Consider the following 15,440-nt stretch of genomic DNA (forward strand, 5'->3'; position numbering starts at 1 on the left):
CGGCTGCGCTGGTGGCAAAAGGCATCGTCATCCGCGAGGCGCATTTCCCCGGACGGGCGCCGATCGAAGCCTACGGCAATGGCGGCTTCCGCTTCGCCGACATGTCGCATCGCGGCTCGCTTCTGTGCCTGCCCTCCGGCATCCATGGCTGGGAGCCGGCCGATCCGCTGGCCCTGACGGCGGCGGATTTCGACCTGCTGCTGGCCGAAGCCGGCAAGGTCGAGATCCTGCTGGTCGGCACAGGCAAGGATTTGCGGCCCTTGCCGGCAGCCCTTCGGGCGGCGCTGAAGGCGGCTGGCATTGGCTCCGACCCGATGTCGACGGGGGCAGCGGTGCGGACCTACAATGTGCTGCTTGCCGAAGACCGCGCCGTGGCTGCGGCGCTCATCGCCGTCGACTGACGTGACCGATACAGCTGACATCGTCATCGAGGCGGTGCGCGCCGGCGACCATGACCGCTATGTCAGCGCACTCTATGCACCGGCCGACAAGCGCGCGGCGCTGTTTTCGCTTTACGCCTTCAATGCCGAGATCGCCTCTGTCCGCGACCGCATCCACGAGGCATTGCCGGGCGAAGTGAGGCTGCAATGGTGGCGCGATGTCATCGCTGCTGAAGCCGCAGCCACAGGCAACCCGCTCGCCGATGCGCTGAAGGCGACGATTTCTGCCCATGGCCTGCCCAAAACTGCCTTCGACAACATGCTCGAGGCCCGCATCTTCGACCTCTATGACGATCCGATGCTGTCGCGCACCGATCTCGAGGGCTATTGCGGCGAGACGGCGGCCGCGCTGATCCAGCTGGCGGCGATGGTGCTCGATCCCAATCAGGCGCCGCGCTTTGCCGAACTGGCGGGCAGGGCCGGCTGCGCCCAGGCGATGACCGGCCTGTTGCTGCTGTTGCCGCTGCATCGCCGACGCGGGCAATGCTTCGTGCCGGCGGATATCCTTGCAGCGGCCGGCTCGTCGCCGGAGGAGTTCGTCAGCGGCGACGGCGGCCCCGGCGCTCAGCGCGCGGTGGCTGCGATGATTGCATTGGCGCAGGAGCATCACCGCGCTTTCGAGCAAGGGGCGTCCGCACTTCCGGAAACGCTGCGTCCGGCGTTCCTGCCGCTGGCGCTGACCAGCGCCTATCTCGGCAAGATGGCGAGTGGTCGTCGCTCGCCGCTTGGCGGCGCAGCCCGGCTTTCGGCTCTGCGCCGGCATTGGCTGTTGCTCAGGCGCGCAACGCGGGGATGGCCAGCGAGTTGACGTAAACGTCAATCGCGTTAGGGCCCTGAGACTTGGCTATTCAGCAGCTTCCGCTGTTTGCGCCGGCAGCCCTAGCCACTCCCGACAATCTGCCCGCGCGCGTGAGGTGATCGCGTGGCGCTTGGCCACCGTCTTGTCCTTGCCGCGCAGGCGTTTGCCTTCGGTCTTCGGTGCTTCCACCGGCGGGAACAGGCCGAAATTGACGTTCATCGGCTGGAACGAGCGTTTGCCCGGCTCGTCGTCGGAGACGATGTGGCCGCCGGTGATGTGGTTGAGCAGCGCGCCGAAGGCGGTGGTGAGCGGTGGCAGCGACGGGGTGTGGCCGAGCCGCTCGGCGGCGGCGAAGCGGCCGGCGAGCAGGCCGATCGCCGCGCTCTCGACATAGCCCTCGCAGCCGGTGATCTGGCCGGCAAAGCGCAGGCCCGGCCGCGACTTCAGCTGCAGCGAGGCGTCGAGCAAGGTCGGCGAATTGATGTAGGTGTTGCGGTGCAGGCCGCCGAGACGGGCGAACTCGGCGTTTTCCAGACCCGGAATGGTGCGGAACACGCGCACCTGCTCGGCATGCTTCAGCTTGGTCTGGAAACCGACCATGTTGTAGAGCGTGCCCAGCGCATTGTCCTGACGCAGCTGCACCACGGCATAGGCTTTTACCGTCGGATTGTGGGCATTGGTCAGCCCCATCGGCTTCATCGGCCCGTAGCGCAGCGTCTCGACGCCGCGCTCGGCCATGATCTCGATCGGCAAGCAGCCGTCGAAATAGGGCGTGCCTTCCCACTGCTTGAATTCGGTCTTCTGGCCGTCGACCAGCGCCTGTACGAAGGCGAGATACTGGTCCTTGTCCATCGGGCAGTTGATGTAGTCCTTGCCGGTGCCGCCGGGCCCAACCTTGTCGTAGCGCGACTGGAACCAGCAAATGTCCATGTCGATCGTGTCGAAATGGATGATCGGGGCAATCGCGTCGAAGAAGGCCAGCGCATCGGCGCCGGTTGCCTCGACGATCGACTGGGCGAGCGACGGCGCGGTCAGCGGTCCCGTGGCGATGATCGCCTGGTCCCACTCCGCCGGCGGCAGGCCCGGCACTTCCTCGCGCTCGATGGTGATCAGCGGGTGCGCTTCAAGCTTTTTCGTCACCGCGTCGGAGAAACCGTCGCGATCCACGGCCAGCGCGCCGCCTGCCGGCACCTGGTTGGCGTCGCCGGCACTCATGATCAGCGAGCCGGCCAGCCGCATTTCGGCATGCAGCAGGCCGACGGCGTTGTTCTCGGCATCGTCGGAGCGGAAGGAATTGGAACAGACAAGTTCGGCAAGCCCATCGGTCTTGTGCGCATCGGTGCCGCGCACCGGGCGCATCTCATGCAAAATGACGGGAACACCGGCTTGTGCTGCCTGCCAGGCGGCTTCGCAGCCGGCGAGGCCGCCGCCGACGATGTGGATAGGATTTTTGCTCATGAGCGCCGGAATAATCGCTTGGCGCGCCGTTTGCAATTGGCCGGTGCGAGCGTGGGTCATTGTCGTGCAACGACGGAGCTCGACTTTCTTATGTCCGCAGCGACGGTCTGATGGCGGCGTAAAGCGCCTCGATCGACTGCATGCGCAATTGAAAAGCCTGCCCAAAAACAACAACACCCGCCGCGGGAGGAGGTGCGGCGGGTGTCGTTTTTGGGGCCGATCCTCGGGAGGAGGTGGGGATCGGCCGTATTCGCCATCGCCGGGGAGGAGGTCGGCTTTGACGAAATTCTTTTCGCCGGATCGAGGGAGGCGAAATCCCTGGAAGACGAACTGCGTTCACTTTGAAGACGAACTAGCGTTCGCTTCGGAAAGACGAACTGCGTTCGCTTTGGAAACAGCGCCCGCCGCGGGAGGAGGTGCGGCGGGCGCCGTTTTGGTGGTCAACCCTCGGGAGGAGGTGAAGGCTGACCGTATCCGTCAGGGTCGGGGAGGAGGTCGACCCTGGCGAAATTCTGGCTAGATCGTCGCTCTGCGGGCGATGATCTTGATCTCGTCACGGACGATGCCGAGATCATGGAGCTGACGGTTCGAAAGGCGACCCAGCTCGGTAACGGTGTCGCGGTAAACGCGCCAGTTACGATAGTTGCGGATCAGGTTCATTGTCGTTCTCTTTTTCAAAACTGGTTCGGACCATTTGCGATCCGAAGAGGATTAGACCGCCTTGCGGGCGACGTAGTGGATGTCGCTGCGGCTGATGCCGAGGTCGGTCAGTTCACGGTTCGACAGGCGGCTCAGCTCGGAGACGGTGTCCCGGTAGCGGCGCCAGTTGCGGTAGTTGCGGATCAGGTTCATGGTAGTGCTCGTTTCGTCTTTCTTCGGATCATTCCGTTTGTGTACGAACAGTAAATAGGCTGGGTAATATCGATTTAAAAGTGCTGTTGGCGCATGGCAGCAATGCAAATTGTGCAATGCAACATTAACGCGCGTTCACGGCTTCGTCATGAAGAAACCCGAATCGGAAAATGACGTTGCGTCAACGATTTGAGCGGATCGGCTGTCAGAAAGACCAAGCTGGGGGAGAAGCGGCATGGCGAGTTATTCGTCACGGGCGAGGGCCGATATCGGGCGGTGGCTGCAGGCCGGCCTGATCGACGCGAAGACGGCCGATGCGCTTAAGTGCGACATCGACGCAAACGAGCGCAAATCGCTGAGCTTCGGCACTATATTGGCCATGATGGCAGCGCTGCTGTTCGGCGCCGCGATCCTGCTCTTCGTCGCCGCCAACTGGGACGTCATCCCGCGGCTGGTGCGGGTCGCGGCGCTGTTTGCCGTCATTCTCGCCGGCTATGTAGGCGGCGCGGTGTTGAAGATGCGCGACCATGCGGCGATCGGCGAGGCGCTGTGGATCGTGGCCGCCGCGGCCTTCGGCGGATCGGTCGCGCTGATCGGCCAGATGTACCATCTCACGGGTGACGAAGCCTCGGCCATCGTCACCTGGGGCATCGGCACCGCATTTGCCGCGGTGGCGTTGCGCTCGAACCCGCTGACGGTCGCTGCCGTCGGCATATCCGTTGCCTGGCTGTTCGTGCGCGCGTTCGACTTTTATGACCGCCCCGTATTTCCGGATTTCTTCGTCATCATGGCGCCGGTGCTTTTTGTCGTCTCGTTGTGGACGCGCAGCCAGCCGGCACGCCACCTGATCATTCTCTCGGTCATTTTCTATATCGCGGTGCGCGGCCTGGACCAGAACACGCTCGCCCTGGCTATTCCTCTCGTCGTGGTGTCGGCGCTGCTGTTTGCGGTTTCGATCTTCGCCGCCGGGCCGGCCGACCGGATCTTGCAACTCGGCGGGCGGCTGCCTTTGCACGCCTTGATCGGCTTTCTCACCGGGCTGGCGATGATCCAGATCGAACTGGGCGATGATAACGCCTTCAGCAACGGCTTTGCCGTCGCCTCGGTTATCGCGCTGGCCGGGATTGCGGCGGCGATCGTTCTGGGCGGGCGCGAGAGCAGGGGGCTGCGCTGGGTTGCTTATGCCGGCTTTGCCTTCGAACTTGCCATTATCTACGTCGTGACCTTGCAGACGATGCTCGGCACGGCCGGCTTCTTCCTGGCTGCCGCGGTGCTTTTCGGCACCCTGGCTCTCGTCATCATCCGTGTGGAAAAACGCATGAAGGCCCCGGAAGGAGCGGCAGCATAATGTCTGGAAAGAAACTTGTCATCTCGGCGCTGGTCCTGGCGCTCGTCCAGATCGGCTTCCTGAGCTGGATCATCGCCGGCCGCGCGGCGATCCTGCGCAACGGAAAGGAGGTCTTGCTGAAAGTCGAGCCGGTCGATCCGCGCGATCTGCTGCGCGGCGACTATATTATCCTCGGCTATGAAATATCGCGCTTGCCGGTGAAGCTGATCGCCAACATCCCGGCCGGCCAGCTCGTGAGCGAGAACACGCCGATCGTGGTCCGGCTGAAGCCGGGTGCCGACGGCTATTGGCATGCGACCACGGCCTGGTTCGGCAAGGCTCCGACGCCGGCGACCGCCGACGAAGCCGATATTGTCGGCCAGGTCGCGCCGGGCTGGACGCTTGATCCTGAATCCACGATCGCACCGCAATACGGCATCGACCGCTTCTACCTACCTGAGGGCCAGGGCATGGCGATCCAGAACGACATGCGGGTGCGGCCATTCGGCGTGCGCATCGCGCTCGCCGCCAGTGGCCAGGCACAGATCAAGGCGCTGATGGACGGCGACAAGACATTGTTTGAGGAACCGCTCTACTAGAAGACATTACCCAGGGCATGGATTTCGGCAACGATCGATCGCTTCGCCCTCATGCAAACCAGACGGGCGAAGACAATGCCGATTACGGTGACGACGCGCGAAGATATCAATCTCGATGCCGTTTTGCGCGTCGCCTGGAGAAACGACACGGTCGAAATCGGCGACAAGGCCTTGCAACGCATTGCCGAATGCCGCGCCTCGTTCCTGAAACTCATTGAGTCCGATCCGCCGCCGGTCATCTACGGCGTCACCACCGCGATGGGCGAGCTGGCAAGCCGCAAGCTCGAACTTGACGAGCGCGACCGCCATGCGCGCATCAAGGCTTTTGCTGCCGCCACATCGTTCGGTGAGCCATTGCCTGAGCGCGTCGTAAGGGCGATCGTGTTGGCGCGGCTGACCAACTTTATCGAAGGCAATGCCGCGACCACGCCGCGCATCGCACGGGCGGTCGCGGCGATGCTCGACGGCGGCCCGATGCCGGTGGTGCCGTCGCAAGGGCAGGGTGGCGCCGGCGAGATCCTGGCGCTCTATCCGCTGTTTGCTGCGCTTACCGCCAGCCTTGAGCTTGAGGTGAAGGAGCGCGGTTCGCTGATCAACGGCTCGCCCTGCGCGGCGGCACTGGTGGCGGACGCAGCACTTGCCGCGCGTCGTCGCCTCGCCATGGCGCACAAGGTGTTCGCGCTGTCGATCGAAGCGTTTCGTGCGCCGCTCGAGCATTATGATGCAGCGCTCGACGGGCTCTGGGGCGACGAACACGAAGCGGCCGCCTTGCAAGGGTTGCGGCAGTTTCTGGTCGGCGCAGGGGATGGACGGCGCAATTATCAGGCGCCGGTCAGCTACCGCATCGTGCCGCGTGTGCTCGGCCATGCGCATCGGGCGCTGGCCGGCGCCGAGCAGGCGGCGACCGTATCGCTGGCCTCGATCTCGGACAATCCAGTCTATATCCCGCCCGACGCGGCGCACCCGCTGGGGCGCTGCATCTCGACCGGCGGCTATCACAATGCCATGGCGACGCCGGCGCTCGACGATCTGGCGGCGATCTGGGCCGATCTCTGCCTGCTCTGCGACCGCCACGCCTCAAAGCTGCTGAACGGCAAGGTGTCGCTGCTGCCCGACCTGTTGATGACCGGGCGGCATTGGGCCGACAGCGACGGGCACGGCAATGTCGGCTATGTGCCGATGGCGATCACCGGCTATCTCGAACAGGCCAAACTCGCGGCGCAGCGCACCTTCATTCCGGGCACCGAATCGGCCGGCGCCGGCCAGGACGACGTCGCCACCACCGCATTCTTCGCCTGGACCAAGGAAGCGACGGCCGGCCGCTGCCTCGATGCGGCAATGGCGATGCTGGCGATGATCGCCTCGCAGGCCCTGTACGTGACTGAACGCGCCGCGCCGCCGGCATTGCAGGATTTTGTCGCGGATATCAGGAAGATCGTGCCGCCGGTCGACGCCGACCGGGTGCTGGGGCCGGAGCTGGCGAAATTGGCGGAGTGGTTTACCGGTCAAGTGTTTGAAGTGTAGGCCGTCGCCGCCAGTCCTCCTACGCCACGGCTTCGGAGGACACCCTTCGCTTTATCAAGCTCCTGGGTGGCCTGCCACCCGAAGCTCGATAGAGCGAAGGGTGGTGCGGATGAAGGGACTCGAACCCCCACGCCTTTCGGCACTGGAACCTAAATCCAGGGCGTCTACCAGTTCCGCCACATCCGCATTTGTCGGCAATCCCATGTAGCCATCATTCTGTCAATGTCGGGGCGAAAATGTCTGCCGTTGGGGCGGTCATTCGCTGCAACGCGAAGATGGTTGAAAATTGGCCTCGCCTGTGACAAAAGGCGTGTCAAATGTGACGGGACGCGCCGATCCGCTTCTGCAGAATGTGATAAGAAGTAGGAAAAACAAGAACTTATTCACATCTTGGAACGCAGTTTGGAACAATTTGAGCCGTAATTTCGGTCAAATCGCCAGGTTCCGTACCAAAAGCCATTCCCGGCAAGATTGTACCGGCAGGCTGTGAACGGCAAGACGCCGTGGCAGCCTCTTTGGTGAAGATAAAGGTTTTACGATGCAGGTCACCGAAACGCTCAACTCCGGTCTCAAGCGCGAGATCAAGATCACCGTGCCGGCCGGTGATATGGAAGCCAAGCTGATGGCGCGGCTGTCCGACGCCAGGAACAAGGTCCGCATCAACGGCTTCCGTCCCGGCAAGGTGCCTGTGCAGCATTTGCGCAAGGTCTACGGCAAGTCGTTCATGGCCGAAGTGGTCAACGAAATCCTCAACGATTCGACCCGTTCGATCATCACGGGGCGCGGCGAAAAGGCCGCCATGCAGCCTGAAGTGATCATGACGGAAGACGAGAAAGAGGCCGAGAAGATCCTGGCCGGCGGCGCCGACTTCGAATTCCGCCTCAACTACGAGGTCATCCCGGCGATCGAGATCAAGGATTTCTCCGACATCAAGGTGACGCGCCAGGTATTCGAAGTGCCGGACAGCGAGATCGACGAGCAGGTCCAGCGCGTTGCCGAATCGGCGCGAAGCTTCGAGCCGAAGACCGGCAAGGCCGCCGAAGGCGATCGCGTTTCGATCGACTATGTCGGCAAGATCGACGGCGAGGCCTTTTCCGGCGGCGCCGGCACCGACCAGCCGCTGGTTCTGGGGTCCAAGGAATTCATTCCGGGCTTCGAGGACCAACTGATCGGCGCCAAGGCCGGCGACGAGAAGCAGGTCACCGTCACTTTCCCGGAAAACTACCAGGCAGCGCATCTGGCCGGCAAGGAAGCCACCTTCGACGTCACCGTCAAGGAAGTGTCCAAGCCCGGCGCGCTGGAAATCAACGACGAGATGGCCAAGAACCTCGGCTTGGAATCGCTGGAGCGCCTGCGCGACGTGGTGCGCGGCCAGATCGAGAACCAGTTCGGTTCGATGACCCGCCAGAAGGTCAAGCGCCAGCTGCTCGACCAGCTTGACGCGGCCTATTCGTTCGAGGCGCCGTCGAAGCTCGTCGATGCCGAGTTCAACAACATCTGGACCCAGGTCAACCGCGATCTCGAAGCCGCCGGCCGTACCTTCGCCGACGAGGAGACGACGGAAGAAGAGGCACGCGCCGAATATCTGCGGCTTGCCGAGCGCCGCGTGCGTCTCGGCCTGGTTTTGGCCGAGATCGGCGAGAAGGCCGGCGTCACCGTTTCCGACGAGGAACTGCAGCGCGGCCTGTTCGAGCAGGTGCGCCGCTACCCGGCCAACCAGCAGCAGGAAGCCTTCGAGTTCTATCGCAGCAATCCGGAAGCCCTGAACACGCTGCGCGCGCCGATGTTCGAGGAGAAGGTCGTCGACCATCTGCTCAGCCAGATCTCGGTCACCGACGTCAAGGTCAGCAAGGAAGAGCTGATGGCTGACGACGAAGAGGGCGATACCGCCAAGGCCAAGCCGGCGAAGAAGGCCGCTGCCAAGAAGGCCGACAAGGCTGAAAAGGCCGACGACGCGGAAGAGCCGAAGAAGAAGGCAGCCCCGAAGAAGAAGGCCGCCAAGGACGCCGAATAAGCGCCTGACGACAAGATCAGAAAAGGCCGCCCTCGAGGCGGCCTTTTTCGTTGTGGCGGATGTGCCTTGAGCCACCGCAGCCCACCTGAACCTTTGTACGGTCGACCTGTTCTACCTACCGGCCAGATTCTGTGGTACACAAGTAGCGCAATTCCATCTGGGGAGGAGCGGAGAATCTATTCTGCCGTGCAGGGCGCATGCTGGTGCTACCGGCATGTGCAGACCGTCTGAGGAAAATTTGACGATCAGGGAGGAATGCCATGCGCTTGGTTGCGTTTTTCGCCGTCGTTTCCGTTGCAACTTTCATCGCCAATCCATCGCGGGCACAGGACGCCGCGGCGGGCGAGAAGGTCTTCACCAAATGCAAGGTCTGCCACGTCGCAGACCAAGACACCAACAAGATAGGCCCTTCGTTGCATGGCGTTATCGGCCGGACGGCCGGCACGCATCCGGATTTTAAATATTCCGAAGCCATGATCGCGGCCGGCACATCCGGCGTCAAATGGGATGAGCCGACACTGACGACGTATCTTCACGACCCCAAGGCAATGGTCAAAGGGACGAAGATGGCGTTTCCCGGCCTCAAGAAGGACGAGGACGTCGCCAACGTCATCGCCTATCTGAAGCAATTTTCCCCGTAACCTGGCTCTTCGGCCGGCCAGAGCGTTTCACCGTTTCACGGAAACTGCGATCCGCTCGATCTCTTTGTTCTTACGCAATTCCGGGCGGAAAACCCCATACACTTTCCTGGAATTGCTCTAGGCTGCCCGGTTTCCATCGATGGTCGTCTCAAATGTCGGTCAAGGAAAGCCTCAAGGATACCGGCGTCCGCCTCTCGGAAGCGACGGCCAGTGATTTCTTTGCGCTCTTGAAGCCTCGGGTCATGGCCCTTGCCGTGTTTACCGCCTTCGTCGGTCTGATGGTGGCGCCCGGCGCGATGAACCCGGTCATCGCCGTGATCGCCATAGGTGCGATTGCGGTTGGAGCGGGAGCGGCCGGCGCGCTCAACATGTGGTACGACGCCGACATCGACGCGCTGATGTCGCGCACGTCAAAGCGGCCGGTTCCGTCGGGCCGCGTCACGGCCGGCGAAGCGCTCGGCTTCGGCTTGGTGCTTTCCGCACTTTCGGTCATGACGCTCGGCGTGCTGGTGGGCTGGCTTGCCGCGTCACTGCTGGCCTTCACCATCTTTTTCTACGTCGTCATCTATACGATGTGGCTGAAGCGCTCGATACCGCAGAACATCGTCATCGGCGGCGCGGCGGGTGCCCTTCCTCCGATGATCGGCTGGGCGGCGGCCACCGGCGCCATCGGCATTGAAAGCCTCATCCTGTTCCTGATCATTTTCCTGTGGACGCCGCCGCATTTCTGGGCGCTCGCACTGTTCAAGGCCGGCGACTATGCCGCTGCCGGCATCCCGATGATGCCGAACGTGGCCGGCCAGGCCTCGACCAGAAGGCAGATCTTCGCCTATTCACTGCTCCTGGCACCGATCGGAGTGCTGCCCTGGGCGTTCGGATTTACGAGCGGGGTCTATGGGATTGTTTCGGCTGCATTGGGCGCGGGTTTCATCTGGCATGCCTGGAACGCCCTGGTCATCCTCGACAAGGAGATGAAGCCGGCCAAGGCGCTGTTTGCCTATTCGATCTTCTATCTTTTCGCGATCTTTGCCGTGCTGCTTGCCGATACCATCGCGATACGCGCGTTCATGTCAGCCGGAGGATGACGGCATGACGCTGTGTTCGGAAACCTCGCCTTCCGGGAGCCTTTTGTAAGAACGGGCGACAAGCTCCAGTCAATGGAGTATATTGATTGCGGTGCAGGTCGCGGTTCGCGTGGCCAGTCATGCAGAACGGCAGCACCGTGAAACCGCGACCTTGCCGGACCTAGTCTGGAGGAACGGGCATGACAAGTTTTCACGTGATTGCAGGCGCCAGCGAAACGCTGGAACACACCAAAATCCGAAAAATCAGTGTTTCCGATCTATTCGATGCGCTCAAGCGCGGTGTTGACGATTTTATGGTCAAACCGTCGCACATCGTCTTTCTCTGCCTGATCTATCCGCTTGTCGGCGTGGTGCTCGCTGCCTGGACTTCGGGCGCCAATGCGTTGCCGATGTTGTTTCCGCTGGTGTCCGGCTTTGCGCTGATAGGTCCATTCGCGGCGATCGGCCTCTATGAGATCAGCCGCAGACGAGAAGCCGGGCTCGACACCTCCTGGACGCACGCTTTCGAGGTCAGGAATTCTCCGGCCCTGCCAGCCATCGCCGCAGTCGGGATCATGCTGGTTGCAATCTTCATCGCCTGGCTTTTGGCGGCGCAGGTGTTCTACGAATATCTCTTCGGCCCGGCTCCGCCTGCATCGATTTCGGGCTTCATCAATGAAATATTTGCCACCGGACGCGGCTGGTCTCTGATTGTCCTGGGGCACGCCATCGGCTTCGTCTTCGCCGCGGTGGTGTTGTGCACGACGGTTGTCGCCTTCCCATTGCTGCTCGACCGCGACGTCGGCGCCTACGAAGCCATCCACACGTCGGTGCGAGCGGTGCTGGCGAACCCGATCCCCATGGCTGTCTGGGGACTGATTGTCGCCGTCGCCCTGATCATAGGCTCGCTGCCGGTGTTTGCCGGGCTGGCGGTCGTGCTGCCGATCCTGGGTCACGCCACCTGGCATGTCTACCGCAAGGTTGTGGAGCCGCCATCGTCCCCGACGCGGGTCGGCCTCTGACCCCGCAGATCAGCTGATGGGAAGCTTCATCTCCGGTCTTTGACCGGAGATGAAGACTGTGCGTCAGGGCCCCGGTCCGAAGAAGGACAACCGGGTGAGAAGCGTGTAGTCCGCTTCGAAGAGCATCATCGCCACGAACACCAATATCAGAAGCGGCGGCAGGATGATCGCATAGGTCAGCGCCAGCCGCTCCCAGGCCATGTGCATGAACACGGCGACGATCAGCCCGGCCTTGAGGATCATGAAGATCAGGATCAGAGACCATCTGAGATAGCCGTGGATGCCGAGATAATCGACCATGTAGGAGCAGGCGCTGAGGATGAACAGCCATGCCCAGACCACCAGATAGAGCTTGATCGGATGTTCCTGATGAACCTCCGCGACGCCGGTCGATGGCCCTTCATGCGCATGATCAGAGTGCAGCGCGTGTTGCCCGAGGCCGTTTGCGGTTGCTTCAGCCATGTCAGCCTCTCACCAAAGATAGAAGAATGCGAAAATGAACACCCAGACCAGGTCGACGAAATGCCAGTAGAGCCCCATGATTTCGACGTTCTCGTAGCGACCCCTGCGGCTGGTGAAGAAGCCGGGACGACCGACGTCGTAGTCTCCACGCCAGACCTTTCGCGCCACGATGATGAGGAAGATCACCCCGATCGTCACATGCGTGCCGTGGAAGCCGGTGATCATGAAGAAAGTCGAGCCGAATTGTGCCGCGCCCCAGGGATTGCCCCACGGCCGTACCCCTTCGGTGATCAACTTGGTCCATTCGAAGGCTTGCATGCCGACGAAGGTGGCTCCTAGCGCTGCCGTCAGAAGCATGAGGATTGCGGTTTTGCGGCGGTCGCGGCGATAGCCAAAATTGACCGCCATGGCCATCGTTCCGCTGCTCGATATCAGCACGAAGGTCATGATGGCAATCAGGATCAGTGGAATGTCCGAACCGCCGATGCGAAGCGCAAAGACCTCGCTCGGATTGGGCCACGGCACACGTGTGGAGACGCGCGCGGTCATGTAGGAGAGCAGGAAGCAGCCGAAGATGAAGGTGTCGCTGAGCAGGAAGATCCACATCATGGCCTTGCCCCAGGACACGTTCTTGAACGCGCGCTGATCCGAGGACCAATCGGCGGCGATGCCTTGCCAGCCTGCGGGCCGCGTCTCCGTTTGGCCGGTATGCGTCAGTGTCGTTTCTGCCATGCTCCTCGACCTCCTAGGTCAGCAACTGCCGGCAAATATCGATGAACGTCGCGGCCCAGCCGGCTAAAAGAGCGAAGATGGCGAGCCAGACGAAAAGCAGGAAATGCCAGTACATGGCGCATAATTCGACGCTGAGGCGAAGCCGTTCCGGCCGTGCCCCGTTCCAGGCGCCGGCGGTTGTCCTGCCCAGGCCCACCAGCCCTCCCACTATATGCAGGCCGTGCATCCCGGTTATCAGGTAGAAAAAACTGTTGGCCGGATTGGAGGCCAGAAAATAGCCATCGGCGGTCAGGTCCCGCCATGCCATGAGCTGCCCGATGAGGAAGGCGATCGCGGTGAGCCCAGCCGCAGCAAGGCCGAGCCTGACCGTGTCCATCTGGCGCTTGCGCGCCGCGATCGAGGCGCATTGCAGCGCAACGCTGCTCAGCACCAGCATGCCGGTGTTGAGCCAGAGCAGGCGTGGGATGGGCAGCGGCTGCCAGTCCGACAGCGCCATACGCATGAAGTAGGCGCTGGTGAACAGCGCAAACAGGCAGCCGACCACGGCGAGGAAGACACCGAGGCCAATCTTGGCGGTCGGCAGGCTCGATCGGTCGAAGGCGACAAAATCTCCTGCCACACCTTGCTCGAGCCATGGTTTCGCCATCAGCCGCTGATGCGAGAGCCACCAGCCGGCAAAGCCGGCGATCACGAGAAGGAAGACCAGGATGACGCTCATGCCGGCTCCCTGGAGGGGCCGAACGTGCCCGGCATGTTTTGCGGAATGAAGTCCTCCTTGGCGCCCGGCACGCTGTAGTCATAGGCCCAGCGATAGACGATCGGCAGATCCTTGCCGAAATTGCCATGCGCCGGTGGCGTCTGCGGCGTTTGCCATTCGAGTGTCGTGGCTCGCCATGGATTGCCACCGGCCTCGCGCCCATGGCGGATGCTCCAGATAAGATTGAACAGGAAAACGATCTGGGCGAAGCCGACGATAAACGCCATGATGCTGATGAACGAGTTCAGGTGATGCGCCGACTCCGTCATGACCGTCACGTCGGTCAGTTCGGCATAGCGCCGCGGCACGCCCATCAGGCCGATGTAATGCATGGGAAAGAAGATCAGGTAGGCGCCGAGAAATGTGACCCAGAAATGGAACCGGCCGAGCGTCTCGTTCAGCATCCGGCCGGTGACCTTCGGGTACCAGTGGTAGATCGCGCCGAAGATGACGACGATCGGAGCAACACCCATGACCATATGGAAGTGAGCGACGACGAACATCGTGTCCGACAGCGGGACGTCGACGACGACGTTGCCGAGAAACAGCCCGGTCAACCCGCCATTGACGAAGGTGACGATGAAAGCCATGGCAAACAGCATCGGTATGGTGAGATGGATGTCGCCCCGCCACAGCGTCAGCACCCAATTGTAGACCTTGATCGCCGTCGGGATGGCGATGATCAGTGTCGTGGTGGCGAAGAAGAAGCCGAAATAGGGGTGCATGCCGCTGACATACATGTGGTGCGCCCAGACCACGAAGCTCAGCGCGCCGATGCCAACGATGGCCCAGACCATCATCCGGTAGCCAAAAATGTTCTTGCGCGCATGCGTGCTGATCAGATCGGAGACGATGCCGAAGGCCGGCAGCGCCACGATGTAGACTTCCGGGTGGCCGAAGAACCAGAACAGATGCTGGAACAGGATCGGGCTGCCGCCATTGTGCTGTAGCTGTTCCCCCATCTCGACGACCGCGGGCATGAAAAAGGAGGTTCCAAGCGCGCGGTCAAGCAGCATCATCACGCAGGCGACGAACAGCGCCGGAAAGGCGAGCAGCGCCATGACGGTGGCGGTGAAGATGCCCCAGACGGTCAGCGGCAGGCGCATCATCGTCATGCCGCGCGTGCGGGCCTGCAGCACCGTCACGACATAGTTCAGACCGCCCATGGTGAAGCCGATGATGAACAGGATCAGCGAGACGAGCATCAGGATGATGCCCCATTCCTGGCCGCCAGGTGTGCCGGTCATGATGGCTTGCGGCGGATAGAGCGTCCACCCGGCGCCGGTCGGTCCGCCGGGCGCAAAGAAGCTCGACACCAGCACCAGCACGGCAAGGAGGTAGATCCAGTAGCTCAGCATGTTGACATAGGGAAAGACCATGTCGCGGGCGCCGACCATCAGCGGGATCAGGTAGTTGCCGAAGCCGCCGAGGAAGAGTGCCGTGAGCAGGTAGATCACCATGATCATGCCGTGCATGGTGATGAACTGGTAGTAGGCCTCGGGGGTGATGAAATCGAACGTGCCGGGGAAGCCGAGCTGCAGCCGCATCAGCCAGGACAGCACCAGCGCGACCAGGCCGATGGCCGTTGCGGTCGCCGAATACTGGATGGCGATGACCTTGGCGTCCTGCGAGAAGACATACTTCGTCCACCAGCTGTGCGGATGGTAAAGCTCCATTTCCGCGACTTCGGCGGGCGGGACGGCATCTGCAGGCGTGATATCGACCATAGGCGGAGCACCTCCGTGCCCT

16 protein-coding genes and 1 tRNA gene are annotated in these 15,440 nt (G+C 62.2%); 9 read left to right on the forward strand and 8 right to left on the reverse strand.

Annotated elements, in window-relative coordinates; translation table 11 throughout:
• The first annotated feature begins 11 nt into the window (after positions 1 to 11).
• Positions 12 to 401 carry an Mth938-like domain-containing protein gene (locus tag X757_RS156910; RefSeq protein WP_023705997.1) on the forward strand — a complete coding sequence of 130 codons (390 nt, stop codon included), beginning with the start codon at positions 12 to 14 and terminating at the stop codon, positions 399 to 401.
• A gap of 1 nt (position 402) precedes the next feature.
• Positions 403 to 1,248: a phytoene/squalene synthase family protein gene (locus tag X757_RS156905; RefSeq protein ID WP_031251179.1), complete on the forward strand. Its 846-nt coding sequence runs from the start codon at positions 403 to 405 to the stop codon at positions 1,246 to 1,248.
• Between the two features lie 36 nt (positions 1,249 to 1,284).
• Here X757_RS156905 and trmFO read toward each other — a convergent pair whose 3' ends face one another.
• The 3 genes from trmFO to X757_RS1000000166305 form a co-directional block, all read right to left on the reverse strand.
• Positions 1,285 to 2,697, reverse strand: coding sequence for a methylenetetrahydrofolate--tRNA-(uracil(54)-C(5))-methyltransferase (FADH(2)-oxidizing) TrmFO (gene trmFO / locus X757_RS156900; RefSeq protein ID WP_023725688.1), 1,413 nt, complete (start codon positions 2,695 to 2,697; stop codon positions 1,285 to 1,287).
• Positions 2,698 to 3,213: 516 nt separating this feature from the next.
• A complete protein-coding gene (locus tag X757_RS1000000166300) occupies positions 3,214 to 3,357 on the reverse strand; it encodes a DUF1127 domain-containing protein (protein ID WP_023667673.1) in 144 nt (47 codons plus the stop codon).
• Between the two features lie 51 nt (positions 3,358 to 3,408).
• On the reverse strand, positions 3,409 to 3,549 hold the full coding sequence (locus tag X757_RS1000000166305) for a DUF1127 domain-containing protein (protein WP_006335194.1): 141 nt from the start codon (positions 3,547 to 3,549) through the stop codon (positions 3,409 to 3,411).
• A 235-nt stretch (positions 3,550 to 3,784) separates the two neighbouring features.
• Between X757_RS1000000166305 and X757_RS156895 the strand changes: the two genes are divergently transcribed.
• The 3 genes from X757_RS156895 to X757_RS156885 all read left to right on the forward strand — a co-directional run bounded on the left by X757_RS156895 (position 3,785) and on the right by X757_RS156885 (position 6,999).
• Entirely contained in the window at positions 3,785 to 4,897 is a 1,113-nt protein-coding gene (locus X757_RS156895) for a DUF2157 domain-containing protein (protein WP_023725689.1), read from the forward strand.
• Positions 4,894 to 5,475, forward strand: a complete 582-nt coding sequence (locus X757_RS156890) for a GDYXXLXY domain-containing protein (protein WP_023697610.1) — start codon at positions 4,894 to 4,896, stop codon at positions 5,473 to 5,475. The genes X757_RS156895 and X757_RS156890 overlap by 4 nt, the downstream gene beginning before the upstream one ends.
• Positions 5,476 to 5,550: 75 nt before the next feature.
• Entirely contained in the window at positions 5,551 to 6,999 is a 1,449-nt protein-coding gene (locus X757_RS156885; protein ID WP_023710679.1) for an aromatic amino acid lyase, read from the forward strand.
• Between the two features lie 101 nt (positions 7,000 to 7,100).
• Here the strand turns inward: X757_RS156885 and X757_RS156880 are convergent.
• Positions 7,101 to 7,185 (reverse strand) — tRNA-Leu (locus X757_RS156880).
• A gap of 352 nt (positions 7,186 to 7,537) precedes the next feature.
• Between X757_RS156880 and tig the strand changes: the two genes are divergently transcribed.
• From tig to X757_RS156860, 4 genes are all read left to right on the forward strand, one after another.
• Complete coding sequence (tig, locus tag X757_RS156875; RefSeq protein ID WP_023681635.1) at positions 7,538 to 9,013, forward strand: trigger factor; 1,476 nt, start codon at positions 7,538 to 7,540, stop codon at positions 9,011 to 9,013.
• 260 nt (positions 9,014 to 9,273) lie between these two features.
• Entirely contained in the window at positions 9,274 to 9,654 is a 381-nt protein-coding gene (locus X757_RS156870) for a cytochrome c family protein (protein WP_023667668.1), read from the forward strand.
• Between the two features lie 152 nt (positions 9,655 to 9,806).
• Positions 9,807 to 10,739 carry a heme o synthase gene (locus X757_RS156865; protein WP_023725691.1) on the forward strand — a complete coding sequence of 311 codons (933 nt, stop codon included), beginning with the start codon at positions 9,807 to 9,809 and terminating at the stop codon, positions 10,737 to 10,739.
• A gap of 179 nt (positions 10,740 to 10,918) precedes the next feature.
• Positions 10,919 to 11,740 carry a DUF2189 domain-containing protein gene (locus X757_RS156860; RefSeq protein ID WP_023691119.1) on the forward strand — a complete coding sequence of 274 codons (822 nt, stop codon included), beginning with the start codon at positions 10,919 to 10,921 and terminating at the stop codon, positions 11,738 to 11,740.
• Between the two features lie 63 nt (positions 11,741 to 11,803).
• On the opposite strand, the gene X757_RS156855 is transcribed toward X757_RS156860, so the two are convergent.
• The 4 genes from X757_RS156855 to ctaD are packed head-to-tail and all read right to left on the reverse strand — an operon-like array spanning position 11,804 to position 15,418.
• Positions 11,804 to 12,202: a cytochrome C oxidase subunit IV family protein gene (locus X757_RS156855; RefSeq protein ID WP_023667665.1), complete on the reverse strand. Its 399-nt coding sequence runs from the start codon at positions 12,200 to 12,202 to the stop codon at positions 11,804 to 11,806.
• Between the two features lie 9 nt (positions 12,203 to 12,211).
• Positions 12,212 to 12,934 (reverse strand): heme-copper oxidase subunit III family protein, encoded by a 723-nt coding sequence (locus X757_RS156850; protein WP_023667664.1) that lies wholly within the window; start codon positions 12,932 to 12,934, stop codon positions 12,212 to 12,214.
• A gap of 13 nt (positions 12,935 to 12,947) precedes the next feature.
• Positions 12,948 to 13,652, reverse strand: a complete 705-nt coding sequence (locus tag X757_RS156845) for a cytochrome c oxidase subunit 3 (RefSeq protein WP_023688233.1) — start codon at positions 13,650 to 13,652, stop codon at positions 12,948 to 12,950.
• Entirely contained in the window at positions 13,649 to 15,418 is a 1,770-nt protein-coding gene (ctaD, locus tag X757_RS156840; protein WP_023681631.1) for a cytochrome c oxidase subunit I, read from the reverse strand. The genes X757_RS156845 and ctaD overlap by 4 nt, the downstream gene beginning before the upstream one ends.
• Between the last annotated feature and the right edge of the window lie 22 nt (positions 15,419 to 15,440).

The sequence above is a fragment of the Mesorhizobium sp. LSHC412B00 genome (genome assembly GCF_000503035.1).
Lineage (GTDB): Bacteria > Pseudomonadota > Alphaproteobacteria > Rhizobiales > Rhizobiaceae > Mesorhizobium.